Source organism: Sphingomonas sp. HMP6, assembly GCF_013374095.1.
Taxonomy (GTDB): Bacteria; Pseudomonadota; Alphaproteobacteria; order Sphingomonadales; family Sphingomonadaceae; genus Sphingomonas.
The window spans coordinates 1951460-1975179 of the sequence record NZ_AP022672.1 but is presented as its reverse complement, the minus strand read 5'-3'; the positions used below and the strand labels follow the sequence as shown (position 1 = coordinate 1975179).

General features: G+C 66.8%; 25 protein-coding genes and 1 other RNA gene. 16 read left to right on the top strand and 10 right to left on the bottom strand.

The window, feature by feature from the left end; genetic code table 11:
• Positions 1–51: 51 nt before the first annotated feature.
• Positions 52–1185 carry a phosphoserine transaminase gene (locus HMP06_RS09790; protein ID WP_176496923.1) on the bottom strand — a complete coding sequence of 378 codons (1134 nt, stop codon included), beginning with the start codon at positions 1183–1185 and terminating at the stop codon, positions 52–54.
• Positions 1186–1332: 147 nt separating this feature from the next.
• Here HMP06_RS09790 and HMP06_RS09785 point away from each other — a divergent pair, with 147 nt between their 5' ends.
• Both HMP06_RS09785 and HMP06_RS09780 read left to right on the top strand, forming a co-directional pair.
• Entirely contained in the window at positions 1333–2004 is a 672-nt protein-coding gene (locus HMP06_RS09785; RefSeq protein WP_176496922.1) for an extensin family protein, read from the top strand.
• Positions 2005–2041: 37 nt separating this feature from the next.
• Complete coding sequence (locus HMP06_RS09780) at positions 2042–2932, top strand: LOG family protein (RefSeq protein ID WP_176496921.1); 891 nt, start codon at positions 2042–2044, stop codon at positions 2930–2932.
• Positions 2933–2976: 44 nt separating this feature from the next.
• On the opposite strand, the gene HMP06_RS09775 is transcribed toward HMP06_RS09780, so the two are convergent.
• Positions 2977–3648, bottom strand: a complete 672-nt coding sequence (locus HMP06_RS09775) for a c-type cytochrome (RefSeq protein ID WP_176496920.1) — start codon at positions 3646–3648, stop codon at positions 2977–2979.
• A 163-nt stretch (positions 3649–3811) separates the two neighbouring features.
• On the opposite strand from HMP06_RS09775, the gene HMP06_RS09770 reads away from it, so the two are divergent.
• Together HMP06_RS09770 and HMP06_RS09765 are read left to right on the top strand one after the other, a co-directional pair.
• Positions 3812–4702, top strand: coding sequence for a prephenate dehydratase (locus HMP06_RS09770; RefSeq protein ID WP_176496919.1), 891 nt, complete (start codon positions 3812–3814; stop codon positions 4700–4702).
• A gap of 76 nt (positions 4703–4778) precedes the next feature.
• A complete protein-coding gene (locus tag HMP06_RS09765) occupies positions 4779–5054 on the top strand; it encodes a hypothetical protein (protein ID WP_176496918.1) in 276 nt (91 codons plus the stop codon).
• A 597-nt stretch (positions 5055–5651) separates the two neighbouring features.
• On the opposite strand, the gene HMP06_RS09760 is transcribed toward HMP06_RS09765, so the two are convergent.
• From HMP06_RS09760 to HMP06_RS09745, 4 genes are read right to left on the bottom strand one after another with little or no spacing between them, the layout of a single operon-like run.
• Positions 5652–6464, bottom strand: coding sequence for a ferredoxin--NADP reductase (locus HMP06_RS09760; RefSeq protein ID WP_176496917.1), 813 nt, complete (start codon positions 6462–6464; stop codon positions 5652–5654).
• Entirely contained in the window at positions 6461–7357 is an 897-nt protein-coding gene (nudC, locus tag HMP06_RS09755; protein ID WP_176496916.1) for an NAD(+) diphosphatase, read from the bottom strand. Before nudC ends, HMP06_RS09760 begins: the two co-directional genes overlap by 4 nt.
• Complete coding sequence (locus tag HMP06_RS09750; protein WP_176496915.1) at positions 7354–8676, bottom strand: serine hydrolase domain-containing protein; 1323 nt, start codon at positions 8674–8676, stop codon at positions 7354–7356. The genes nudC and HMP06_RS09750 overlap by 4 nt, the downstream gene beginning before the upstream one ends.
• Positions 8670–9734, bottom strand: coding sequence for an A/G-specific adenine glycosylase (locus HMP06_RS09745; protein ID WP_443026474.1), 1065 nt, complete (start codon positions 9732–9734; stop codon positions 8670–8672). Before HMP06_RS09745 ends, HMP06_RS09750 begins: the two co-directional genes overlap by 7 nt.
• Positions 9735–9748: 14 nt before the next feature.
• Here HMP06_RS09745 and HMP06_RS09740 point away from each other — a divergent pair, with 14 nt between their 5' ends.
• From HMP06_RS09740 to HMP06_RS09725, 4 genes are read left to right on the top strand one after another with little or no spacing between them, the layout of a single operon-like run.
• Positions 9749–10285 carry a DUF721 domain-containing protein gene (locus tag HMP06_RS09740; protein ID WP_176498462.1) on the top strand — a complete coding sequence of 179 codons (537 nt, stop codon included), beginning with the start codon at positions 9749–9751 and terminating at the stop codon, positions 10283–10285.
• Complete coding sequence (locus tag HMP06_RS09735; protein ID WP_176496914.1) at positions 10282–11013, top strand: thioredoxin domain-containing protein; 732 nt, start codon at positions 10282–10284, stop codon at positions 11011–11013. The genes HMP06_RS09740 and HMP06_RS09735 overlap by 4 nt, the downstream gene beginning before the upstream one ends.
• A gap of 23 nt (positions 11014–11036) precedes the next feature.
• Positions 11037–11789, top strand: a complete 753-nt coding sequence (locus HMP06_RS09730) for a DsbA family protein (RefSeq protein WP_176496913.1) — start codon at positions 11037–11039, stop codon at positions 11787–11789.
• A 26-nt stretch (positions 11790–11815) separates the two neighbouring features.
• Positions 11816–15229 (top strand): chromosome segregation SMC family protein, encoded by a 3414-nt coding sequence (locus HMP06_RS09725; protein WP_176496912.1) that lies wholly within the window; start codon positions 11816–11818, stop codon positions 15227–15229.
• A 107-nt stretch (positions 15230–15336) separates the two neighbouring features.
• Here the strand turns inward: HMP06_RS09725 and HMP06_RS09720 are convergent, their stop codons facing one another.
• Positions 15337–15633 carry a hypothetical protein gene (locus HMP06_RS09720; RefSeq protein WP_176496911.1) on the bottom strand — a complete coding sequence of 99 codons (297 nt, stop codon included), beginning with the start codon at positions 15631–15633 and terminating at the stop codon, positions 15337–15339.
• 143 nt (positions 15634–15776) lie between these two features.
• On the opposite strand from HMP06_RS09720, the gene HMP06_RS09715 reads away from it, so the two are divergent.
• The 3 genes from HMP06_RS09715 to HMP06_RS09705 all read left to right on the top strand — a co-directional run bounded on the left by HMP06_RS09715 (position 15777) and on the right by HMP06_RS09705 (position 18917).
• Positions 15777–16187: a hypothetical protein gene (locus HMP06_RS09715; protein WP_232089584.1), complete on the top strand. Its 411-nt coding sequence runs from the start codon at positions 15777–15779 to the stop codon at positions 16185–16187.
• 80 nt (positions 16188–16267) lie between these two features.
• Entirely contained in the window at positions 16268–17518 is a 1251-nt protein-coding gene (locus HMP06_RS09710; protein WP_176496910.1) for a putative DNA modification/repair radical SAM protein, read from the top strand.
• Between the two features lie 13 nt (positions 17519–17531).
• Entirely contained in the window at positions 17532–18917 is a 1386-nt protein-coding gene (locus HMP06_RS09705) for a UdgX family uracil-DNA binding protein (RefSeq protein ID WP_176496909.1), read from the top strand.
• 216 nt (positions 18918–19133) lie between these two features.
• Here HMP06_RS09705 and ssrA read toward each other — a convergent pair.
• Positions 19134–19476, bottom strand: a transfer-messenger RNA (tmRNA) gene (gene ssrA / locus HMP06_RS09700).
• A gap of 42 nt (positions 19477–19518) precedes the next feature.
• Here ssrA and HMP06_RS09695 point away from each other — a divergent pair.
• Positions 19519–19950: an RrF2 family transcriptional regulator gene (locus HMP06_RS09695; protein WP_176496908.1), complete on the top strand. Its 432-nt coding sequence runs from the start codon at positions 19519–19521 to the stop codon at positions 19948–19950.
• A gap of 125 nt (positions 19951–20075) precedes the next feature.
• Here the strand turns inward: HMP06_RS09695 and mscL are convergent, their stop codons facing one another.
• Positions 20076–20504 carry a large conductance mechanosensitive channel protein MscL gene (gene mscL / locus HMP06_RS09690; RefSeq protein ID WP_176496907.1) on the bottom strand — a complete coding sequence of 143 codons (429 nt, stop codon included), beginning with the start codon at positions 20502–20504 and terminating at the stop codon, positions 20076–20078.
• Between the two features lie 82 nt (positions 20505–20586).
• Here mscL and HMP06_RS09685 point away from each other — a divergent pair, with 82 nt between their 5' ends.
• Genes HMP06_RS09685 through HMP06_RS09670 form a run of 4 tightly spaced genes read left to right on the top strand, consistent with a single transcriptional unit; the run spans position 20587 to position 23296 of the window.
• Positions 20587–21171: a LemA family protein gene (locus HMP06_RS09685; RefSeq protein WP_176496906.1), complete on the top strand. Its 585-nt coding sequence runs from the start codon at positions 20587–20589 to the stop codon at positions 21169–21171.
• A gap of 42 nt (positions 21172–21213) precedes the next feature.
• A complete protein-coding gene (locus tag HMP06_RS09680) occupies positions 21214–22098 on the top strand; it encodes a TPM domain-containing protein (protein WP_176496905.1) in 885 nt (294 codons plus the stop codon).
• The gene (locus tag HMP06_RS09675; protein ID WP_176496904.1) at positions 22098–22763 is read left to right on the top strand and encodes a TPM domain-containing protein; all 666 of its coding nucleotides are present in this window, start codon (positions 22098–22100) and stop codon (positions 22761–22763) included. Before HMP06_RS09680 ends, HMP06_RS09675 begins: the two co-directional genes overlap by 1 nt.
• On the top strand, positions 22760–23296 hold the full coding sequence (locus tag HMP06_RS09670) for an NUDIX hydrolase (protein WP_176496903.1): 537 nt from the start codon (positions 22760–22762) through the stop codon (positions 23294–23296). Before HMP06_RS09675 ends, HMP06_RS09670 begins: the two co-directional genes overlap by 4 nt.
• 133 nt (positions 23297–23429) lie before the next feature.
• Here HMP06_RS09670 and HMP06_RS09665 read toward each other — a convergent pair whose 3' ends face one another.
• Positions 23430–23711 carry an ETC complex I subunit gene (locus HMP06_RS09665; RefSeq protein WP_176496902.1) on the bottom strand — a complete coding sequence of 94 codons (282 nt, stop codon included), beginning with the start codon at positions 23709–23711 and terminating at the stop codon, positions 23430–23432.
• Positions 23712–23720 lie beyond the last annotated feature (9 nt).

The following is a 23720-nucleotide window of genomic DNA, read 5'->3' as shown; positions in this document are numbered from 1 at the left end:
CTGGACTGCCCCTCTCCCGGCCCTCTCCCCTGAAGGGGAGAGGGAGAAGGTTCAGGCGGCCTTCACGGTCGCATAAGCCCAGTCGAGCCACGGCCCGAGCGCGACCACATCGGCGGTATCGACGGTCGCGCCGCACCAGATGCGCAGGCCCGGCGGTGCATCGCGGTAGCCCGCAATGTCATACGCCGCGTGCTCCTTTTCGAGCAACCCGGCGAACGCCTTGATGAACGCCTCGTCGGCGCCCTCGACCGTCAGGCAGACGCTGGTCTTTGACCGCGTCGCCGCATCCGCCGCGAGGTGCCCGAGCCACGGCCGGTCCGCGACGATCTGGTTGAGCGCGGCGGCATTGGCGTCGCTCCGCGCGATCAGCCCGTCCGCGCCGCCGACGGTCTTCGCCCATTCGAGCGCGGCGATGCAATCCTCGACCGCGAGCATCGAGGGGGTGTTGATCGTCTCGCCCTTGAACACGCCTTCGGTCAGCTTGCCCTTCGACACGAGGCGGAACACCTTGGGCAGCGGCCAAGCGGGGGTGTAGCTTTCGAGCCGTTCGACCGCACGCGGGCCGAGGATCAGAACGCCGTGCGCGCCTTCGCCGCCCAGCACCTTCTGCCAGGAGAAGGTCGCAACGTCGATCTTGTCCCAATCGATGTCATAGGCAAACACCGCGCTGGTCGCGTCGGCGAAGGACAGCCCCTCGCGGTCAGCGGGGATCCAGTCGGCGTTCGGCACGCGCACGCCCGAGGTCGTGCCGTTCCAGGTGAACAGCACGTCGTTCGACCAGTCGACCGCATTCAGATCAGGCAGCTGGCCATAATCGGCGCGCACGACATTGGGGTCGATCTTGAGCTGCTTGACCGCGTCGGTGACCCAGCCTTCGCCGAAGCTTTCCCAGGCGAGCGCGGTGACCGGCTTTGCGCCCAGCATCGTCCACATCGCCATTTCATAGGCGCCGGTGTCGGAGCCGGGAACGATGCCGATGCGATGCGTATCGGGGAGCTTGAGCAGTTCGCGCATCAGATCGATGCAATATTGCAGCCGCGTCTTGCCGATCTTCGAGCGGTGCGAGCGCCCCAGCGATTCGGTTGCCAGCGATGTCGGGGTCCAGCCGGGAGGCTTGGCGCACGGTCCGCTCGAAAAATAGGGACGTGCAGGCAGATGCGCGGGACGCGCAGGAAGGTCAGTCATGTAGTCTCTCCTCACAGAGAGCACGCGCGGCGTTGGGACCGCGTGGCCCGTTGCCGCCCGTATAGAGTTTGCGGGGCGGGTCAAGCGGTGAGTCGTTCGTCGCAAGCGGGGTAGCGGTTGGGCAGGGGTACAGGGTATCCCGTTGCCATGCTGCGCCGCATTGCCGCCCTTGCGTTACCCGTGCTGCTCGCCTCCTGCGTATCGGGCGGCGGGAGCGACCGGCGTCCGCCGCCGCGACTGGGTGGGGCGAAGCCGGCCATGCTCAACCTGCCGACCAGCCGCGAGACGCAGGCGTGCTTTGCCGATCTGGCGCGTGCGGACGTGCGGTTTTCGCCGCTGCCCGACCGCGATTATGGGGGCGGGTGTCAAGTGATCGGCGCGTTGCAGCTGCTCGACATCGGCGTGCCCGTCACCAACATCAAGGCGATGCGCTGCGGTCTCGCGCGCAGCTTCACCGGTTGGGTCGACCATGCCGTGGCACCCGCCGCGCGGCAGATGCTGGGGAGCGATCTGGTGCGGATCGAGAGCATGGGAAGCTATGCCTGTCGCGCGGTGGTGGGCGCCCCGGGGGCGGGCGGAAGGCTATCGGGGCATGCCAGCGCCAATGCGATCGACGTGTCGGGATTCGTGCTGAAGGACGGACGGCGAATTACGCTGCAGCAGGGATGGAATGGCGGTGATGCCGACACGCGGGGGTTTCTGCGGGCGATTCGCGCGTCGGCGTGCAAGCGCTTCGGCACGGTGCTCAGCCCCGATTACAACGCGGCGCATTATAACCATCTGCATCTCGAAGACGATCGCGCGGGGTTTTGCCGCTAGGCTTCAAAAGCGCGGTATTTTGGCTTAGGGGCGCTGGATGAGTGATATCCCCAAAACAGACACGCCCGCCCACGATACCCACGTTCCATCGCGCGTTTTCGCCCCCGCCCGCCAGGATGCCGAGACCGCCAAGACCGGCGTCAGCACGCCGCAAACCGAAAACCCGGCCTACCGCCTCGCCTTTCAGGACATGGATTTCCTGCTGCGCGAGGATCTGCGCCCGGTCCGCTTCCAGCTCGAATTGTTGAAGCCGCAGCTCATCATGGACGAAGCGAACATCGCCTCGACCTTCGTGATGTACGGATCGGCCCGCATTCCCGAGCCCGTGAAAGCGCAGGCGCTGCTCGAAAAGGCCGAAGGCGATACCGCGATCCGCATTGCGCAAAGCCTGGTCGAGAAGTCGAAATATTACACCGTCGCCTATGAACTGGCGCAATTGGTCAGTGCCTTTCCACTCGACGAGGAGGGCAAGCGCCACTTCGTCGTGTGTTCGGGCGGTGGCCCGTCGATCATGGAGGCGGCGAATCGTGGGGCCGCCGAGGCCGGATACGAATCGATCGGGCTCAACATCGTGCTGCCGCACGAACAGGCGCCGAACCCCTATGTCACGCCCGCGCTATCGATGCAGTTCCACTATTTCGCGCTGCGCAAGATGCACTTCCTGCTCCACGCCCGCGCTTTGGCGGCGTTTCCGGGCGGGTTCGGCACGTTCGACGAACTGTTCGAGCTGCTGACGCTGATCCAGACCGGCAAGATCGCGCCGATCCCGGTGCTGCTCTACGGTCGGAAATTCTGGGAGCGCGTCGTCAATTTCGAGGCGCTGGTCGAGGAAGGCGTGGTGTCGGCCAAGGACCTTGGCATCTTCACCTTCGTCGAAACCGCCGAGGAAGGCTGGGCGGTGGTGAAGGAATTTTATCGCGACAAGTGAGGCGGTCTTAGCCCCTCCCCTGAAGGGGAGGGGCGAAACGCGTGTTACTTGCCAGCCGCCGCCGGGGCGGTGGTGTTGCTGCCGATGCCTACCGTCGGCTCGCTTGCCTTGCCGCCCGGATCGGCGGCGCCGGCGGCCGGCGGGACCTTCGCATCGGTGGCGGCAGGCGCGCCAGCCGGTGCCGCCGGGAGCGGCAGGTTCGAGCCCTGCGTGTTGAGATAGGCGATCACGTCGGCGCGATCCTTACCGCTGGTCAGCCCGGCAAAGGTCATCTTGGTGCCATTGGCATAGCCACGCGGCGATTTGAGCCAGGCGTCGAGCTGTTCGAAGTCCCACTTCTTGCCGGCACCTGCGGTCGTCAGCGCAGCGGAGAAGGGATAGCCTGCCTTGCCCTGCGCAATGCCTTCGCCGACGGTCGCCCACAGATTCGGGCCGATGCCGTTGGCCCCGCCCTGCGCGACGGTGTGGCAAGCGCTGCACTTCTTGAACACTTCGGTGCCGTGCGCGGTGTCGGCGGTCGCCAGCAATTCGGCGATCGGCTTGTCGGGCACGGCCGCGCCACCGGCACCGCCGTCCTCGGCGGCACCCTCGATCGGATAGCCGGCCTTTTCGGCCTTGATCGGCTGCACGATCATATGGCCGCCGATGCCAGCCGCGACGGCTACCATCATGCTGCCCAGAACCCAGCCTGCGATCGTGTTGGTGCGGTTGTCCATGTCTCGCCTTATGCCTCTGTCGCCGATCGGCCCCCGATAGGGCCGCAATGTTGCGTGTCCCATAGGTTCGTGGGGGGCGCATCGCAAGCCGGTTTGCCGCCGCGCCATAGCGGGGCTGCGAAGGGTTGCCGGGGTGCAATGCGGTCGTTACGTCCCCGCGCCCATGGAAGCCTTCCCCGAACCCGCCCGCGCGCTCGTCGCCCAGATGACCGCCGCCGCTGCCGCCGAGCCGTCGCGTGCCGTAGCGTTTCAGGGCGCGCCGGGGGCCAATTCGCATATCGCGGCGCTGGAAGCCTTCCCGACCGGCCTGCCGCTGCCGTGCTTCGATTTTGCCGATGCGATCGATGCGGTGCGTGACGGGCGGGCCGATTGCGCGATCATCCCGATCGAGAATTCGTTGCACGGTCGCGTTGCCGACATGCATTTCCTGCTGCCCGAGTCGGGGCTGGTGATCACCGGCGAACATTTCCTCGGCATTCGCTACGCCCTGATGGGGCTGGGGGCGATCGATGGCGTGCGCGAGGCGGTGAGCCATCCGCAGGCGCTGGGCCAGTGCCGGCTGTGGCTGCGTGAGCGGGGGATCGTGCCGGTTTCCTATCCCGATACGGCGGGGGCGGCGGCGCTGGTGGCGGAGCGCGGCGACGCGACGCTCGCGGCGCTCGCCCCGCCGGGGGCGGCGGCGTTGTACGGGCTGCAGACGCTCGCCAGCGACATCGCCGATGCCGCGCACAACACCACGCGCTTTGTGGTGCTGGCGCGCGAGGGTCATGCGCCGGTCGGCGAGGGCGCGTGGATGACGACGCTGATCTTCGAAGTGAAAAACGTCCCCGCCGCGCTGTACAAGGCGATGGGCGGCTTTGCGACCAACGGCGTCAACATGACCAAGCTGGAAAGCTATCAACGCGGCGGCAGCTTTGCCGCAACCGAATTCTACGCCGATGTCGAGGGACGCCCGGGCGAGGCGGGGCTGGACCATGCGCTGGAGGAACTGGGGTTCCATTCGAAATGGGTGCGGGTGCTGGGGACGTACCGCCAGGCGCGCAAGCGGGGGTGAGGGGGCTTTGGTCGGAAATTGAGGGACTGGTATCGCCTTATCTGCGGACATTCGTCTGACATCGTAGGACCACGTGATGGCCAAACTATTGCACGAATACTGGCAGAATGAGGACGGCGGCGAATTTGGCCCCGTGCAAGAGCGGGCCGACCAAATGCGCCCCGATTTAATGCCGGGTTCGCACTTCGTGTTCGAGATTTGGGCCTCGTCGTGGCAGCAGGCGATGCAAATGCATAACGAACGCCTCAGCTATGGCGACTATAAGCCCGCGGACGGTGTTCCAGACCACTTCTACACGGTCGAGGAGCAGATAGCGCAGGACGCTTACCTGCTCAGGCGCAATGTCCGCTAGCCACCTGCTGCACACGTCAGTCGATTTCATCCCCGATTTTTTTCTGCGCGCGCAGTTGGTTGGCGGAATCGGTGAGCGCGTAAGGCCACGCTAAGGTCACACCAAACGCGCTAAAGTCGCGACATCGGCGGTGTTTTTTGCGGGTGCGGGCGAGGGCGCGAATCCTCCCCCGCTAGGGGGAGGTGGCGCCGCAGGCGACGGAGGGGGCGGTCAGCGATCAGCTCTCAAGCTGTCTCCGCCGTTTGCCGACCCTTCCGAGCGCATCGCCAACCTCCCCCTCCGTCACGCTTCGCGTGCCACCTCCCCCTGGCGGGGGAGGATAATGTGCGGGTGAGGGCGGACACGGTTTGCGCCCGGATGTCGAAATGCCGATGATGTCCAAGAGCATTGCTGGGCGATGCTGACAGATGATGGGGGCGTAGGAAAGCGGGAAGGAGGGGGTTGCCTAGCAACAACATCCGTTCGGGCTGAGCCTGTCGAAGCCCCGCTTGCCACAATAGACGTCGGACGTGCGGCACGCTGCCCTTCGACAGGCTCAGGGCGAACGGTATTGGGGAGGGCGGGTGCTTCCGATTTTAAGCACAGTGCCCAAACCCCTCACCCGACGAAAGCACGCTCCACGACGAACTGCCCGGGATTGCTCCGCGTGCCCTCTTTCAGCCCCGCGCCCTCCAGAATCTCGATCATCTCGCGGTTGAAATCGATCGAGCCGCAGATCATCCAGCGCGTCGTGCTGAAATCGCCCGCCGGCAAACCGAGATCGGCGGCGAAGCGGCCGTCGCGGATGCGGTCGGTGACGCGGCCCTGGCGGTGGAAGCTGCCGCGCGTGACGGTCGGGTAATAGGTGAAGCGGTCTTTCAACAGCTCGCCGAAAATCTCGTCGGTGCGAATGTCTTCCTCGAGCATCGAGCGATAGGCGAGCTCTTCCGCCTGCCGCACGGTGTGCGAGATCACGATGTTGCCGAAGCGTTCATGCGTGTCGGGTTCGCGCAGCACCGAGAGAAAGGGCGCGAGGCCGGTGCCGGTGCCGATCATCAGCAGATGCTCGCCGGTTTCGAGCGCGTCGGGGACGAGCGTGCCGGTGGGTTTACGCCCCAACAGGATGTGATCGCCGACCTTCACATGCTGCAGCCGCGAGGTGAGCGGGCCGTCCTTCACCTTGACCGAGAAGAATTCGAGATGGTCCTCCCATGCCGGGCTGACGATCGAATAGGCGCGCAGCAGCGGCTTGCCCTCGGGCGTGCCGAGGCCGATCATGATGAACTCGCCCGAGACGAAGCGGAAGCTTTGCGGGCGTTCGATGCGGAAGCTGAACAGCGTGTCGGTCCAGTGATGGACCCAGGTGACCTTCGGGCAGAACAGGTCCTTCGCTTCGGCAATCGCTTGGATGTTGACGTTGATGTCGGTCATTCGTGCACCTTTCGGGCGCCCCCATGCCCTGCCGCCCATGCGGTTAGCAAGGTGTGCGCGATGGCATAGGGGGGTGGCGGCAGAAACGGGCCGTCTTCACCAGCGAGAACGGCGCGCACGACATCGCGTTCCACCCAGATCGCATCTTCCAGCTCGTGGGTGTCGATCGTGAGCGCGTCGTCCTCTGCCATGCCGACGCACGCGATCATCAGCGAGGAGGGGAAGGGCCAGGGCTGGCTGGCGATGTAGCGCACGTTCGACACGCGCACGCCGGCCTCCTCCATGATCTCGCGCGCGACCGCCTCCTCGATCGATTCGCCGGGTTCGAGGAACCCCGCGAGCGCGGAGTAACGGCGCGGCGGGAAGGCGGGTTGTCGGCCGAGCAGCGCGCGCCCGTCATGTTCGGCGATCATGATGACGACCGGGTCGACGCGCGGGAAATGCTCGGCCTTGCAGTTCGGGCAAGTCCGCCCCCATCCGGCGCGGAACATCGCGGTCTGGTGCCCGCAATTGGCGCAGAACTGGTGGCGGCTGTGCCAGTCGAGCACGCTGCGCGCCGCGGCATAGGTCGCCGCTTCGCCGGGGGCAAAGGCGTCGAGCATCCCGAACAGCCGCATCGATCGCGCCGCTGGCGCACGCATCCCCGGCGTGTAGGCGGCGAAATGCGGGCGCTTGGCTTCGTCGAGGCCGAGCAGGACGAGTTCGGCATCGTCGGGCGCATCGGCCAGCGTGGTCCAGCCGAGCAGCCCGTCGCCGGTTAGCTCCGGCTCGAAATTGACCAGCTTCAACAGCCGCGCGCGCCAGTCGCCCTGCGCCGCGGCCAGCGCGTCCGCATCGTGACGCAGCGCGTCGGCACGGTCGAGCATCCCGCCCGTAAAGCCGGGTGCGATCACTTGGTGCGCCGCACCGGTGCTGCTGCGAAATCGGCATAGATCGTCTTGGTCGATTCCGGCCGCAGCGGCCATTTGTCGCCAGGCAGGTAATTGACCATGATCGTCGCGCGCGCCTGATTTACCGGATCGACCCAGGCGATCGTGCCGGCCGCACCGCCCCAGCCATAAGTGCCCTTGGCCGGGCCGCCGGGGGTGGCGTTGATCACCACCGATCCGCCCGCACCGAACCCTTGCGGGTTGGTCGTTCCCCCGGTCGCGGCAACCGCGCCGCCATAGCTGACACCTTTTGGCAGCAGATTCGACATGGCGAGCTTGACGGTGGCGGTCTTCATCACGCGCACGCCGTCGAGCCTGCCGCCATTCTGCAGCATGTGGAGGAAGCGGTCGTAATCCGACGCCGAGGTGACAAGCCCGGCGCCGCCATAGGGGAAGCTGGGCGGCTGGAGATAAACCGAGGTCGCGCCCGGATCGAGCGGGACGCGCGTCGTCGCCCCGGTGATGAAATAGCCGGTCGCCAGACGGTGTGCATCCGACTCCGGCACGGTGAAATAGCTCGACCGCATTTTCAGCGGCGTGAAGATGCGCTTTTGCAGAAAGGTGTCGAACGGCTGACGCGCGGCGACCTCGATCACGCGACCCATCACGTCGAGCCCGATCGAATAGCTCCATTTGGTGCCCGGCTCGGCGATCAGCGGGAGTGTTGCGACCTTGTCGGCGAACGCCTTCAGGGTGGCGGGGCGGCGCAGGCGGTTCTGCGTCTCGGTCTTGGCATCGGAGGTGAACGGGGTGATCCCGGCCTCTTCATACGCCTTGAGCAGCGGGCCCTTGGTAACGATCGTATAGCCGAGGCCGGCGGTATGCGTCAGCAGGTTGCGGATCGTGATCGGGCGCGTGGCGGGGCGGCTCTCGAGCGAGTCGGCGCTGATCTGAACGCGCATGTTTTTGAACGCGGGGATGAAGTCGCTGACCGGCTGATCGAGCCGGATCTTGCCATCCTCGACCAGCATCATCGCCGCCATTGCGGTGATCGGCTTGGTCATCGAATAGACGCGCCACAGGCTGTTGCGATCGGCGGGCGGCGCGCCGGGATCATCACTGATATGGCCAGCGGCGAGCACGGTCGCGGGGCCATTGCCATGGCCGATAATGCCGACGACGCCGGGAATCTTTTTCTCGGCGACATAGTCGGTGAAGAGCTTCTGCGTCTGGGGTAGGGCCGATGCGGGGCTGGAAAGGCCGACTTCGTGTCGGGCAACCGCCGTGCCGCCCGCGACGATCAGCAGCGTTACCGCCGCAACTTTGAACCGCATCGCTACCATTTTGCCCTCCTGATGGCCGTCGCCGCTTTAGCGAACACCGTCGGCAACCCCGCCGAGTCGATCCCGGTCGCCTCCCAATAGGCGCCGCAGTGTTCTTCAACGCCCGCTTGCCCATCTGCGCGCGCGACCGCAAGCGCGAGTTCCAGCCGGAAGTGTGTGAAGACGTGCGCGACAGTATTTGGCAGCAGCTGCCACTCGGCTTCGAACGGCGGATCGGCGAGGCCGGGCGGCGTGTCGGCCCACGGCCCGGTCGGCAGCGCGCGCATCCCGCCAAGCAGCCCGCGTGGCGGGCGGGTGACGAGCAGCACCCTGCCGGCATGCTCCGCCCAGAAGATCGTGCCATAGCGTTGCGGCTTGATTGGCTTGGCGGCTTTGATGGGGAAGCCTTCGGGGTTCCCGGTGCGGTAAGCGGCGCAATCTGCGGACAGCGGGCAGGCGAGACAGCGGGGTCTGCGCGGGGTGCAGACGGACGAGCCCAGGTCCATCATCGCCTGCGCGAAATCGCCGGCCCGCGCGTCGGGCGTGATCGTGTCGGTTGCCGCGCGCAAGTCGGGCATTGCAGCGGGGAGCGGCCGTTCAACCGCGAACAACCGCGCCACCACACGCGCGACATTGGCATCGACCACCACCGCGCGCTCCCCAAAGGCGATCGCGGCGATCGCGGCGGCGGTATAGGCGCCCACGCCAGGGAGTTCGCGCAAGCCCGCCTCGGTCGCGGGGAAGCCGCCACGCTCCACCACGGCGCGCGCGCAGGCGTGGAGATTGCGTGCGCGGGCATAGTAACCGAGCCCCGCCCAGGCGGCCATCAGATCGGCCTCGGGTGCCGCCGCCAGCGCCTCTACGCTCGGCCAGCGCGCGATGAATTCGGCGAAGCGGGGTGTGACGGCGGCGACAGTGGTTTGCTGCAGCATGATCTCCGACAGCCACACGCGGTACGGATCAGGCGCGTTGCTGCCTGGGGCGGCGCGCCACGGCAGCGCGCGCGCGTGCCGATCGTACCAAGCGAGCAGAGCGTCGGCTGTTTTGAGGGCGATTTTGGATGGGCGCTTGGCGGACACGCCCCGCCTATGGCATGGACGGCGCGATGAGCAAACGCGGCCCCTCCGCCCCCCCGATTGAAAAGCCGCGCGGCGGGCGGGCGCGCTCGGTCGCGGAATTGCTGCCTGATGCCGGGCGCGCGGCCTTCCGCCGCTTCGGCTTTGTGCAAAGCGCGGTGGTGAGCCGCTGGGGCGAAATCGTGGGGCCGCGCTATGCCGGGGTATCGACGCCCGAATCGATCAAATTTCCGCATGGTGAGCGCACCGGCGGGACGCTCAATCTTGTGGTGCGTGGTGCGCATGCGACGATGATGCAGCATATCGCGCCCGAGGTGATCGAGCGGGTCAACCGCTTCTTCGGCTATGCCGCGGTTGCGCGCGTACACATCCGGCAGGGCGATGTGGCAGGGCCAGCGCCACGCGCCGCGCCACCGTCGCTCAGGCCCGTGCCGGTCGAGCTCGGCGCGAGCCTGCGCACCATTGCTGACCCGGAATTGAAGGCGGTGCTCGAGGCGCTCGCGGCAGGCGTTGCGGCGACGCGCGGTGCGCCGGTGATTGGAGTGGATGAATGAAGCGGTTGGTTATGTCGGCGATTTTCGCAGCGGCGGTGTCGGTGGTTCCTGCGGCCAACGCGGCCCCGGTCAAGAAAGCGGCACCCGCCAAGCGCGCCCCCGCACGCCCCGACTGGGTCCGCACCGTCGTCCGCACGCCCGAGGGCGGGCTGCGCATGGGCAATCCGGCGGCCAAGGTGAAGCTGATTGAATATGGCGCACGGACTTGCCCGACCTGCGCGGCGTTTGCCGTCAACGGCGCGCCGTTGCTGACTAAAAGCTATGTCGCGACGGGGCAGGTTTCGTTCGAGTTTCGCGACTATCCGATCCACGGCGCGATCGATCTTGCCCCGATCCTGCTCGGCCATTGCGTGCCTGACCGTGCTTTCTTCCCGCTGCTTGAAGCAATGATGGCGAATCAGCGCGCGCTGATCGGTCGCGACGCCGAAATCCCGAAGGTGAAGCAGGACGAATTGCAGAAACTCGCGCCCAATGCGGTGGCGGCATATCTCGGCAAATTCTATGGCTACACCGATTTCGTCGTGAAAGCCGGTTTGCCGGTCGCGCGGGCGACGGCGTGTCTGGCCGATCGCAAGGCGCTCGACGCGATCGTCGCGCACACCGCCGCCGCCAACAAGACCTACACCATCCCAGGAACGCCGACCTTCATCGTCAACGGCACCGTCGCCGACAAGGTTTCCGATTGGGCGGGGCTGGAACCGGTGTTGCGCGCCGCGGGTGCGAAATAATCCTTTTGTCTGGAGTGTATGCCATGAAAATGTCCGTCCCCGCCGCGCTGGCCGTCCCATTCTTTGCGCTTGCGCTCGCTTCGTGCGGCAAGGGTGATGCCGGCGGCAACGCCGTCGCCTCCGCCCCCGTCGCCGCAAAGGCGGCCCCGGCAGGCAAGAGCTGGATCGAAACCGTTTCCAAGACCGCCGATTTCGGATTTCGCATGGGCAATCCCGATGCACCGCTCAAGCTGGTCGAATATGGATCGCGCGCGTGTCCGGCCTGCGCTGCCTTCGATGCCGATGGCTTTCCCAAGCTGAAGGAACAATATGTCGCGACGGGCAAGGTGTCTTATGAGTTTCGCGAGTATCCGATCCACGGCGCGCTGGATGTCGCGCCGATCCTGCTGGGGCGGTGCGTAACTGAATCGGCGTTTTTCCCGCTGCTCGACCAGATGATGGCGAACCAGCCGACGCTGCTGGCGAACGAACGCGACGTGTCCGCGCGGGTCCAGGGGATGCAGGGTGCCACGCCCGCTGCGATCGCCACGACCTATGCCGAGGGGCTGGGCTATCTCGATTTCGTCAAACAGCGCGGCGTGCCCGAGGCGAAGGCGCGGGCGTGTCTGAACGACGCCGCCGAGCTCGAGGCGCTGACGAAATCGACCGAGAAGGCGAACACCGACTATCAGGTCGGCAGCACCCCGACCTTCGTGCTGAACGGTACGCCTGTCGTGCTCGGGCCGGGCGACGTCTGGCCGCAGGTCGAATCGGTGCTCAAGCGTCAGGGCGGCTGAACCGAGGCGGGGCGGGGGCCTGAACGGTGCAAATCAAGCGGCTGCGACTGTCGGGCTTCAAGAGCTTCGTCGACGCCGCCGATTTGCGGATCGAACCCGGTCTGACCGGGATCGTCGGCCCGAACGGCTGCGGCAAGTCCAATCTGCTCGAAGCGCTGCGCTGGACGATGGGCGAAACCTCGGCCAAGTCACTGCGCGGCGCGGGCATGGACGACGTGATCTTCGCGGGCACCAACACCCGCCCCGCGCGCGATTTCGCCGAAGTCTCGATGCTGATCGAGGTTCCCGGCGAATCGGGGAGTGAAGAGAGCGAGATCGTCCGCCGGATCGAGCGCGGCGCGGGGTCGGCCTACCGGATCGACGGGCGCGATGTGCGCGCGAAGGACGTGGCGCTGCTGTTCGCCGATTCGGCGACCGGCGCGCATTCGCCCGCCTTGGTCAGCCAGGGACGGATCGGCGCGATCATCGCGGCGAAACCGGCCGAGCGCCGCGCGATGCTCGAGGAAGCCGCCGGGATCGCGGGCCTCCACGTCCGCCGCCGCGATGCCGAGCAGAAACTACGCGCGACCGAGGTCAACCTTACCCGCCTCGACGAACTGATCGCCGATCAGGACACGCGCGCCAACGCGCTGCGCCGCCAAGCGCGGCAAGCCGAGCGCTATCGCGCGCTGTCCGATCAAATCCGCATCGCCGAGGCGCGGATGATCTTCGCGCGCTGGCGCGATGCGCAAGCCGCTGCCGATGCGGCCAAAGCGGAGGCGGCGACGTGCGAGACGCGCGTTGCGGACGCTGCCGAGGCGCAGCGCGCGGCGGCGGCGCACGCCTTGGCGGCGACCGAGGCACTGGCGGCGGCGCGCGGGCAAGCGCTGGCGCTGCGCGAAGCGGCGAGCGAGGCCGGGCATCGGCTCGGTGGATTGCGCAGCGAACAAGCGGCGGCGGCGCGGCGGGTGAGCGAAGTGGCGGCGGCGCGGGCGCGGCTGGCCGAGGATCGCGCGCGCGAAGGGTCGCTTGCCAGCGATGCGGCCGAGGCGATCGCGCGGCTGGGCGACGAGACCAAGGCGCTGGACGCGCGGCTGGCCGAGGCGGTTGCGCGCGTGCCCGATCTGGAAACGCGGCTGAGTGAGACCGAGCGCGCCGGGCGCGATGCTGAGGTGGCGCTGGCGCAAGCGCTGGCCGCGCAAGCGACCGAGGCGGCGGATGCGCGCGTGGCGGAGGCGGCGCTGGCGGCGGCGCGGGTGCGCGCGGAACGCGGCGCGCGCGATCTGGCGCGCGTGACGGCGGAGGTTGCGGCGCTCGGCGATGCGGCCCCGCTACTTGCCGAGCGTGATATGGCGGCGGCGACACGAGCGCAGGCGCTGCGCGAGATCGAGGATATGCGTGCCGCGCTGACCCGCGCCGATGCGGATGAGCGTGGGGGCATCGACCAGCGCGACCGCGCGCAAGCGGCGCGTGCGACCGCGCATGCCGATTTGTCCGCGCTCGACAGCGAGGCGGCGGCGCTGACCAAGGCGACCCGGCGGGATGGACGCGAGCGGCTGCTCGACCAGGTGCGGCCCGATCCGGGGTATGAACGCGCGCTGGCGGCCGCGCTGGGCGACGATCTCGAGGCGGGCCTCGATCCGGCGGGCGAGCGGTTCTGGGCGGGGGCGGCGGTGGCGCCGGGCGACCCGGATGCGCCGCGCGGCACGGTGGCGCTGGCGGCGCATGTCGCGGCACCTGCGGCGCTCGCGCGGCGGCTGGCGCAGGTGTTCGTGGCGGAGGCCGACGACGGCGTCGCGCTGGCCGTGGGGCAGCGGCTGGTGACGATGGCGGGCGTGCTGCGCCGCTGGGACGGCTACGTCGCCAAATCGGGCGGTGCGGCGGCGGCCGAGCGGCTCGAGCGGATCAACCGGCTGCGCGCGATCGAGGCGGTGCGGGCCGCTGCGGTGGATGCCGTGACGGCGGCGGACGGCGAGCTTGCGCGGATCGATGCGGCAATTGGCGCAGCGCGTACGGCGGCACAGACGGCGCGGCGCGCGCTCGAACGCGCCGAAGCGACCGCGCGCGACGCGGCGCGGAGCGAGGACCGCGCGACCGCCGCGATCGAGCGGATCGAAGCGCAGCGCGCCGATCTTGCCGCGCGCCGCCAGCGCATGGTGGCGGAGCAGGATGAAGCAGCGTCGGAGGTCGCGCGCGCGGCGGCGGCACAAGCGGCGCTCCCCGATGGCAGCGCGACGCGCCTGCGCGTGCAGACGCTGTCGGGCGAAGCGGATGCGCGGCGGACCGCGATCGCCACGGCGCGGGCCGAACGCGCCGGGCTCGACCGCGACGTGAGCGCCGCGCGAGAACGGCTGGCGGGGATGACGGCGGAGGCGAAGGGCTGGCGCACGCGCGCAGGCGAGGCGGCGCGGCGCATCACCGAGATGGACAAGCGCGACGCCGATCTGGCGGGCGAAGCGGCGGCGCTGGCCGGGCGACCCGAGGCGCTGTCGGCGGAGATCGTTGCGCTGGAGGCGAACCACGCCGCCGCGCGCGCCGTTGCCGAGACGGCGGCCATGGCGGAGCGCGCCGCTGAGGCTGCGCTCCGCCAGGCCGAGAGCATCGCCGCCGTTGCCGCCGAAACGCTGGCGCAAGCGCGCGAGGCGCGCGCCGGGGCGGCGGCGCGGGCGGAAAATCAGGAATTGCGCCGGGTCGAAATGAACCGTCTATCGGGCGAACGCTTCCAATGCCCCTCGGTCCTGCTGCCCGAACGCGTCGGGTTCGACGGCGCCGACGTGCGCTCGCCGGGCGAGGAATCGGCGGCCCACGAGAAATTGATGGTCGATCGTGACCGGATCGGCCCGGTCAATCTGGTCGCCGAAACCGAGCTGACCGAACTGGAAGCAGCGAGCGTCGGCAATGCCGCTGAGCGCGAGGAACTGGGGCTGGCGGTGAACCGGCTGCGCGGTGCGATCGGCACGCTTAATCGCGAGGGGCGGCAGCGTCTGCTGGCGGCGTTCGAGGCGGTCGACGGGCATTTTCGGCGGCTGTTCACGACGCTGTTCAACGGCGGGCAAGCGCATCTGGAACTGATCGATTCGGACGATCCGCTGGAAGCCGGACTCGAGATCATGGCGCAGCCGCCCGGCAAGAAATTGCAGTCGCTGACGTTACTGTCGGGCGGGGAGCAGGCGTTGACCGCCGTCGCGCTGATTTTCGGGCTGTTCCTGACCAACCCCGCCCCGATTTGCGTGCTCGACGAGGTCGATGCGCCGCTCGACGATGCCAATATCGAGCGGTTCTGCGGGTTGCTCGACGCGATGACGCGCGAGACGCAAACGCGCTATCTCATCGTCACGCACAATGCGGTGACGATGAGCCGGATGCATCGATTGTTTGGCGTGACGATGGTCGAACAGGGCGTCAGCCGCTTGGTCTCTGTCGATCTCGGCGGCGCGGCAACGCTCCTCGCCGCCGCGTGATCGGCCCCGACCGGTCGCCCTGAGCCTGTCGAAGGGCTGCGCGCCACACATCCGACGCTGCTTGTTGCAAACTGCCCTTCGACAGGCTCAGGGCGAACGGCTTTGCGTTAGCGGCAGCGCTTCTTCGCGGTGATCGAGCGATCGATCGCGCGGCCACCAAGCGCACCGCCGACGCCACCGGCCACCGTGCCGAGCAGGCCGCCGCCGACCGCATTACCAACCAAGGCGCCGCCGACGCCGCCCGCAACGAGTCCCGTGGTTCCGCTCGAATAGCGGCACCGATTGGTGCGCTTGGCCTTGCCATAGTAGCGATGCTTCTTAGCTTCGGCCTTGTCCGCCGGCACCGTCATCGACACCGGAATGGCGAGCGACACGGCGGCGAGGGTGAGGAAGATCTTGCGCATCGGGAATCCCTTTTTATCTTTTCTTACCCGCCCGTAACGATCGGCAAGGGGTTCGGTTGCATTTGCCACGGGAAGCCCCGCCGCGATACCAGCGCTTAACCTTGCCGGTGGTATTTCGATGCAAGGATCATCGGGACGAGTCGGTGTACGAAGGCAGACGCGCAGAATTATTGACGATCCGCCAGCCGCGCTGGGCCTTTCATGCCGTGCCATCCGCATCGGCCAGCGGACTATGGGAATGCGACCTTGCCACCGAGCAACTGATCTGGAGCGATGGCGTCTATGATCTGTTTGGCCTGCCGCGTGGCGTGGCGATCGATCGCGCCGCCACGCTCGCCCAATACGTTCCCGAATCGCGGATCGCGATGGAATGTCACCGCGTCGCCGCGATCCGCGACAAGACCGGCTTCACGGTGGACGCGCAAATTCGCGTCGATGGCGCGGTGCGCTGGATCCGCATCGCGGCGCATGTCGAGTGCATCGACGGCGCGGCGGTGCGCCTGCGCGGGGCGAAATATGACGTGACACTCGAACGCTCGTTAATTGCGGCGTAGCGCGAAGGAAGCATTACCGAGCGATTTCAACATCATGCTTTTCCATCGACATTTCGGCGGCGGGAACGTATGGAGAACGAATGGCTCAGTTAGACGTCCAGCAGAAACTCGCGATCCTCGCCGATGCGGCGAAATATGATGCGTCGTGTGCGTCTTCGGGGTCGGTCAAACGCACCTCGCGCGACGGTAAGGGGCTGGGGTCGACCGATCAGGGGATGGGGATCTGCCATGCCTATGCGCCCGACGGGCGGTGTATCAGCTTGCTCAAAATCCTGCTGACCAACAGCTGCATTTTCGACTGCCATTATTGCATCAACCGCAAAAGCTCTAACGTGCGGCGCGCGCGCTTTACGGCGGACGAAGTGGTTCGGCTGACCATCTCGTTTTACAAACGCAATTATATCGAGGGCTTGTTCCTGTCGTCGGGGATCATCGGGAGTTCCAACTATACGATGGAGCAAATGGTCGAGGTCGCGCGGAGCTTGCGCGAGGATCATCATTTTCGCGGCTACATCCATTTGAAGACGATCCCCGATGCCGACCCGGAGCTGGTGCATCGCGCGGGGATGTATGCCGACCGATTGTCGATCAATGTCGAATTGCCGACCGTGTCGGGGTTGAAGCGGCTTGCCCCCGAGAAATCCGCCGAGCGGATCGAGGGAGCGATGGCGGGGACAAAGGCGGCGATCCTCGACACGGCGGATGCGAAGAAGCGCTACAAATCGGCGCCGCGTTTCGCCCCTGCCGGCCAATCCACGCAGATGATCGTCGGGGCGGATGCGGCGACCGATGGCGACATCGTGACCAAGGCCTCGGCGCTGTACGATACCTTCGGCTTGCGCCGGGTCTATTACTCGGCGTTCAGCCCGATCCCTGATGCGAGCACGGTGCTGCCGCTGCAACGCCCGCCGTTGATGCGCGAACACCGGCTGTATCAATCCGACTGGCTGATGCGGTTCTATGACTACACCCCGGCGGATGTCGTCGCGGCGGCGGATGCGACGACGGGGATGTTGCCGCTCGACATCGATCCCAAACTCGCCTGGGCGCTGAAATTTCGCGGGAGCTTCCCAGTCGACGTGAACCGTGCGCCGCGCGAGGCGCTGCTCCGCGTGCCGGGGCTGGGGGTGAAGGCGGTGGGCGCGATCCTGACCGCGCGGCGCTGGCGGCGGCTGCATCTGGCCGATGTCGCGCGGCTGACGGTGTCGGTGGCGAAGGTCCGCCCGTTCCTGATTGCTGAAGATTGGCGGCCGGTCGCGCTGTCGGATCGCGCGGAATTGCGCCCGGTGGTTGCACCCAAAGCAGCGCAATTGGAGTTGTTTGCGGCTTGAGGAGGCAAGCGCGATGCAGGTGGTGACCTTGGACCAGCCGGATGATCTCGATGGCTGGCGGGGTGCCGCACGGAGCCTGGCGATGGCGGGCGCAAGTCCTGCTGACATCATATGGCAGGTGGGCGATCAGGCGACCGATCTGTTTGCCGAAGCGGCCGAACCGCTGCCAAGCGGCGGCACGCCGTTCGCCGTGCCGCGCGCGTTTCTCGATCTGGCGAAATCGGTGGTGCTGCACCGCGAGCCCGAGCGCTTCGCCTTGCTCTACACGCTGCTGCTGCGGCAGCGCACGCAAGCGGGCGCGATTGCGGACAAGGCCGATCCGCTGGTGCGCCGGCTCGAGCATCTGGCGCAGGAGGTGCGGCGCGACATTCACAAGATGCGCGCGTTCCTGCGCTTTCGCGAAGTCGCGGACGACGACGCCACCGCGCGTTTTGTCGCGTGGTTCGAGCCGGATCATCACATCCTGCGCTACAACGCCAAATTCTTCATCGATCGCTTCGCCAGTATGCGCTGGTCGATCCTGACGCCCGAGCTGTCGATCCATTGGGATGGCGAGACGCTGAGCGAAGGGCCGGGCGCGGTGAAGGGCGATGCGCCCGACGGCGATCCGATCGAGGAGGTGTGGAAGACCTATTACGCCTCGATATTCAACCCGGCGCGCGTGAAGATCGGCGCGATGCTGAAGGAAATGCCGCGGAAATATTGGAAGAACATGCCCGAAACCGCGCTGGTGCCGGGCCTGATCGCGGCGGCGCAGGCGCGTGAGAGCGGGATGATCGATACGGCGCGGCACGAGGTCGGCGGCAATGTCGCGGCGGCGTGGGCGCTGCTGCGCGACGAAGCGGCAGGCTGCACGCGTTGCCCGCTCTTCAAGCCCGCAACGCAGACGGTGTTCGGCGAGGGGCCGGTCGACGCCGCGCTGATGTTCGTCGGCGAACAGCCGGGCGATCAGGAGGATCTGGCGGGAAGGCCGTTCGTCGGCCCGGCGGGGCAAGTGTTCGACCGTGCGCTGGCGGCGGCGGGGATCGACCGGGCGGGGGTGTACGTCACCAACGCGGTGAAGCATTTCAAGTTCGAGCAACGCGGCCCCCGCCGCATCCACGCCAAGCCCGGGGTGGGTGAGATCGACGCGTGCCGCTGGTGGGTCGAACAGGAGCGCTTGCTGGTGCGGCCGACGGTGACGGTGGCGCTCGGCGCGACGGCGGCGCGCAGCTTGCTCGGGCGGACGGTGACGATTGCCAAGGAGCGGGGGCGGGCGCTCAGCCTTCCCGACGGTGGCGAGGCATGGATCACCGTGCATCCGAGCTATCTGCTGCGGATCGAGGACAAGGGCGCGGCGGCGGTGGAATATGATCGGTTCGTCGAGGATCTGAAGATGGCGCAGGATCGGCTGGGGTGAAGATCCTTACGGCACGTGGTGGAAGCTGACATCGGATCGGATCGGAGCGAGCGGCGCGTGCCCGACGCCGACTACAAGGCTCGAATGGTCCGATGCACTGAAGCAAGAGCGCGAGGCCGACGGGCTACGATAGAGAGGGCCGCTCATGGCTCACACCTGCCATTTTTTGGCAGGAGGAAGGTGGGGGTTTCTGTTGCTCGGTACCCCCGGACCGCCGGTGTCTGCTTCTGTTGCCCGGTGCAGCCCGAACCGCGTTCTTTTGGGGTAACCTAGGCCGTTAGGCCTTCAGTTACGCCGCAATCGCGAGTGCTTCGTTATCGTTAGCACTTGTGGTTTTGAGCCTTGAACGGGTTACTCAGCCCGGGAAAAAACAGCGCCTTTCAATACACGTCGATCCTGGTTCGACCCCGTCAGAGCCCCTCGTTTCCAAGGGGTTTTGGTGGAGTCGCCGGGTACTGCCCCCGGGTCCGCTGCATCTATTTCACGCCGCACTTTATCGCCATAGCCGGACGAATCCGGCCCGCTTGATATAGGGGTGGCCCGCGAAATTGCAAAGCCTGCCTTCCACTCGCCACAAATTGCGTGCATGGGGTATAGTATCATGCTTACGCAACGTTCCCGCTACGCCCTTCGTGCAATGTTGTTCCTGGCCGAGGCCCCCGCGGGTGGCCCGCCGATCCCGATGAACCGGATCGCGGCCGAGGCGAACGTCCCGCGCAAGTTCCTCGAACTGATCCTCGCAGATCTGCGCGAGGCGGGTTTCCTGCACAGCCATCGCGGCAAAATGGGCGGATACTGCCTGTCACGCCCGACGCATCTGATTTCGCTGGGCGAGATCATCCGCGTGATCGAAGGGCCGCTGGCGTTGGTGCCGTGCGTCAGCCGGACGGCGTATCGATCGTGCAAGGATTGCAAGGACGAAGCATCCTGCGCGATCCGCCACGCGATGCTGCGCGTGCGCGACGAGACCGCGCGGATTCTCGACGGGACGAGCCTGGCGGATGCCGCGGCCGAGGATCTGGTCGCGGCTTAAGGGCCGCGACCGCGCGACATCCCCCTCAGGCCGTTCGTCCTGAGCCTGTCGAAGGGCACCTCTCCGCACGGAAGCCGAGTGTGTGGCACGCAGGGCTTCGCCAAGCTCAGCCCGAACGGATTGTGCTAAGGGCGCGCCTTCAACGCGTCCCGGATTTCGCGCAGCAGCGTGATATCCGCCGGTTCGACCGGCTCGGCGACCACCGGTGCTGGCGGCATCATCCGGTTCACCGCGCGCACGATCAGGAAGATGATGAAGGCGACGATCAGGAAATTGACCGCCGCCGTCACGAACGCGCCATAGCCGAGCAGGGGAACGCCGGCCTTCTTCAGCGCGGCATAATCGGACGATCCGGCGAGCGCTGCGGGCACCGTGCCCAGCACGACGAAATAGCTCGAAAAATCGAGCCCGCCGAAGATTTTGCCGATCACGGGCATGATGACATCATCTGTCAGTGACGTGATGATCTTGCCGAATGCCCCGCCGATGATGACCGCAACGGCCAGATCGAGCACGTTGCCGCGCGCGATAAAGGCCTTGAACTCCTTGAACATGGGGGCTCCCCTCCCGATTTCACTTCTTGCCGTAACCGTACCGAGGTATCAGGTCGGCGCAAGGTCTGGAGGGATCATTACAATGAAGTACCGTACCCTGTTCGCACTCACGACGAGCGTCGCTTTGGCAGGCTGCGGCCTCAACAGCGTGCCGACGGCGGAGGAGAACGCCAAGGCGAAGTGGGCCGACGTCGAGAATTACTATCAGCGTCGCGCCGATCTGATCCCCAATCTGGTGTCGACGGTGAAGGCCGCTGGCGCACAGGAAAAGGCGATCCTGGTCGAAGTGACGCAAGCGCGCGCCTCGGCGAGCCAGGTCAAGGTGTCGGGCGGCGATTTGACCGACCCGGCCAAGATGCAGGCCTATGAGCGGGCACAAGCCGGCGTCACGCTGTCGCTGCAGCGGTTGCAGGAGGCGTATCCGGAGCTGAAGTCGCAAGGCAATTACGCCACGCTGATGTCGCAGCTCGAGGGCACCGAGAACCGCATCTCGACCGCGCGCGGTGATTACAATGCGGCGGTGCAATCGTACAACACGACGATCCGCACCTTCCCCGATGCGATCGGCGCGAAGATCTTTTACGGCGCGAAGCCGATCGTCCCGTTCAAGGCGACGACGCCGGGTGCCGAGGCGGCACCTGCCGTCAATTTCGGCAACGGTAGCTGAGTCGAGACCATTGACAGGAGAGGGCCGATCAAGGCCCGAAGCATGCGCCTGTTCCAGATGATGATGGCGGCGGTGGTCGCGGTGCTGATCGGCACCGCGCCCGCCGCGGCACAAACCTATCCCAAATTCACCGGGTTGGTGGTGGACGCCGCCAATGTGCTGCCGCCCGCGACCGAGGCGGATCTGACCGCGAAGCTGCAGGCGTTGCAGCGTGGCACCAAGCGGCAGGTAGTGGTCGCGACGATCCCCGATCTGCAGGGGCGCGAACTGGTCGAATATGGCGTCGGGCTCGGCCGGGCGTGGGGCGTTGGCTTGAACGACGTCGACAATGGCGCGATCCTGTTCATCGCGCCGAACGAACCCGCCGGGCGTCGCGGACCGCGGCTCGAGGTTGGTCGCGGGCTCGAACCGTTCCTGACCGATGCCTTTTCCAGTGTCATGATCCGCGGCGCGATGCTGCCCAAGCTCAAGCAATCGAACGATATCCCCGGCGCTATGGAAGCCGGCACCGACGCGATCATCGCGCAACTCCGCGCCTCGCCCGAGGAGCAGAAGGCACGGCTCGACGCGGCGGCGGCGGAGTTCGATCGTACGCACAAAACCGCGCGCTCTGGCGGCGGCGGGTTTCCGGTCGGGCTGATCGTGTTCGGCTTCATCGCGGCGTTTGTGTTGCTGTCGTTCGGGCGGCGATCGAGTGGCCGTCGCTATGCTTCGCGTGGCGGAGACAGCGGGCTGATGCCGGTGATCCTGTGGGGCATCGCCAACGAAATCGGCAACCAGGCGTCGCGCGGAAACTGGGGCGGCGGTGGCTCGGGTTGGGGCGGCGGCGGTTCCGGCGGCAGCGATTCGGGCGGCTGGGGCGGTAGTGATTTCAGCGGCGGCGGCGGCGGCGACTTCGGTGGCGGCGGCGCATCGGGGGATTGGTGATGGTGCAGTTCGTTCTCACCCCAGCAGACCGCGACCGCGTAACGGCGGCCGTCGCTGAAGCCGAACTCGGCACCGATGGCGAGATCGTCACGATCGTCGCGGCCAATTCGGATCGCTATCAGGATGTGCCGCTGCACTATGCCGTGCTGGCGATGCTCCTGGCAGGCGCGATCGCGACGATCGATCTCGATTGGCTCAATTGGGGCGGCAGCGCGTGGGAGGCGGCGGATAGCGGCCGCATCGTGCTGTGGCTGGTGATCGTGCAGGCGGTGCTGTTCCTCGCGGTGCGCTATGCGGTCGCGTGGACCCCGCTGAAAATGGCGCTGACCCCGCGCGCGACCAAAAGGCGGCGCGTGCGGCGGCGCGCGGTGCAGTTCTTCAAGGTCGGCGCGGAACGGCGCACGCAGGCGCGGATCGGCATCCTGCTGTATCTGTCGACCGACGAGCATATGGCCGAGCTGATCGCCGACGAGGCGATCGTCCGCGCGGTGCCGGCCGAACGCTGGGGCGATGCGATGGCCGCGCTGGTGAGCGCGGTGCGCGACGGGCGATCGGGCGATGGGATGGTCGCGGCGGTCGGGGTGATCGGCGGGATTCTGGGCGAAAGCTTCCCCAAGACGTCGGATGATGTGAACGAACTTCCAGATCGCGTGATCGAGTTGTGACCCTTCGACAAGCTCAGGGCGAGCGGGCTTCGGTCGTCTGGGAAGGCAAATATATCAAGGTGCTGCAGGACGGCACCTGGGAATATGTGTCGCGTGCGCGCGGCATTCAGGCGGCGGTGATCCTGGCGATCGACGACGGGCATGTCGTGCTGGTCGAGCAATATCGCGTGCCGCTCGGGCGGCGGTGTCTCGAATTACCGGCCGGTCTGGTCGGCGACGAGGACGCGGGCGAGAGCGTCGAGGCGTCCGCCGCGCGCGAGCTGGAGGAGGAAACGGGCTACCGCGCGGGCGCGATCACGCCGCTTGGTTTCTTTCATTCGTCGCCGGGGATGGTGTCGGAGGGCTTCACGCTGGTCCGCGCGACCGGGCTGGAGCGCGTCGGGCCAGGTGGCGGCGAGGCGGATGAGGACATCACCGTGCTGCGCGTGCCGGTGGACGGGCTTGCCGATTTTGTGGCGGCGAAACGCGCCGAGGGCGTGGCGATCGATGTGAAGATGCTGTTGTTGCTGGGTGCGGGGATGCTGGCGGGCTGAGCCTCATTCCCGTTCGGGCTGAGCTTGTCGAAGCCCTCCGTGCCACACTTGATGCCGGACGTGGGGCGCACTGCCCTTCGACAAGCTCAGGGCGAACGGGAATTAGGGCTAAGCCAGACTCACAAAACAGCCCTTACCGAAAATTATCCGCGTAAGATTGCAGCTTCAACGTCCGCTCCGGCGCCGCAACCACGGTGAACGCCAGCCCCTGCCGCTCGGCATAAGCGATCGCCGCGTCCTGCGACGGGAAGGTGAGCTTGACCTGATCGTTGGTGTCGCCAGACCCCGCCCAGCCGGTCAGCGGATCGGGTTGCTTCGCCTCGGCGGGGGCGAATTCGAGCACCCAGATGCTGGTGCGGGCGCGGCCCGACGACATGGAATTTTTCGGGCGCTGATAGATTCGGGCGGTCGACATGAATGCCCC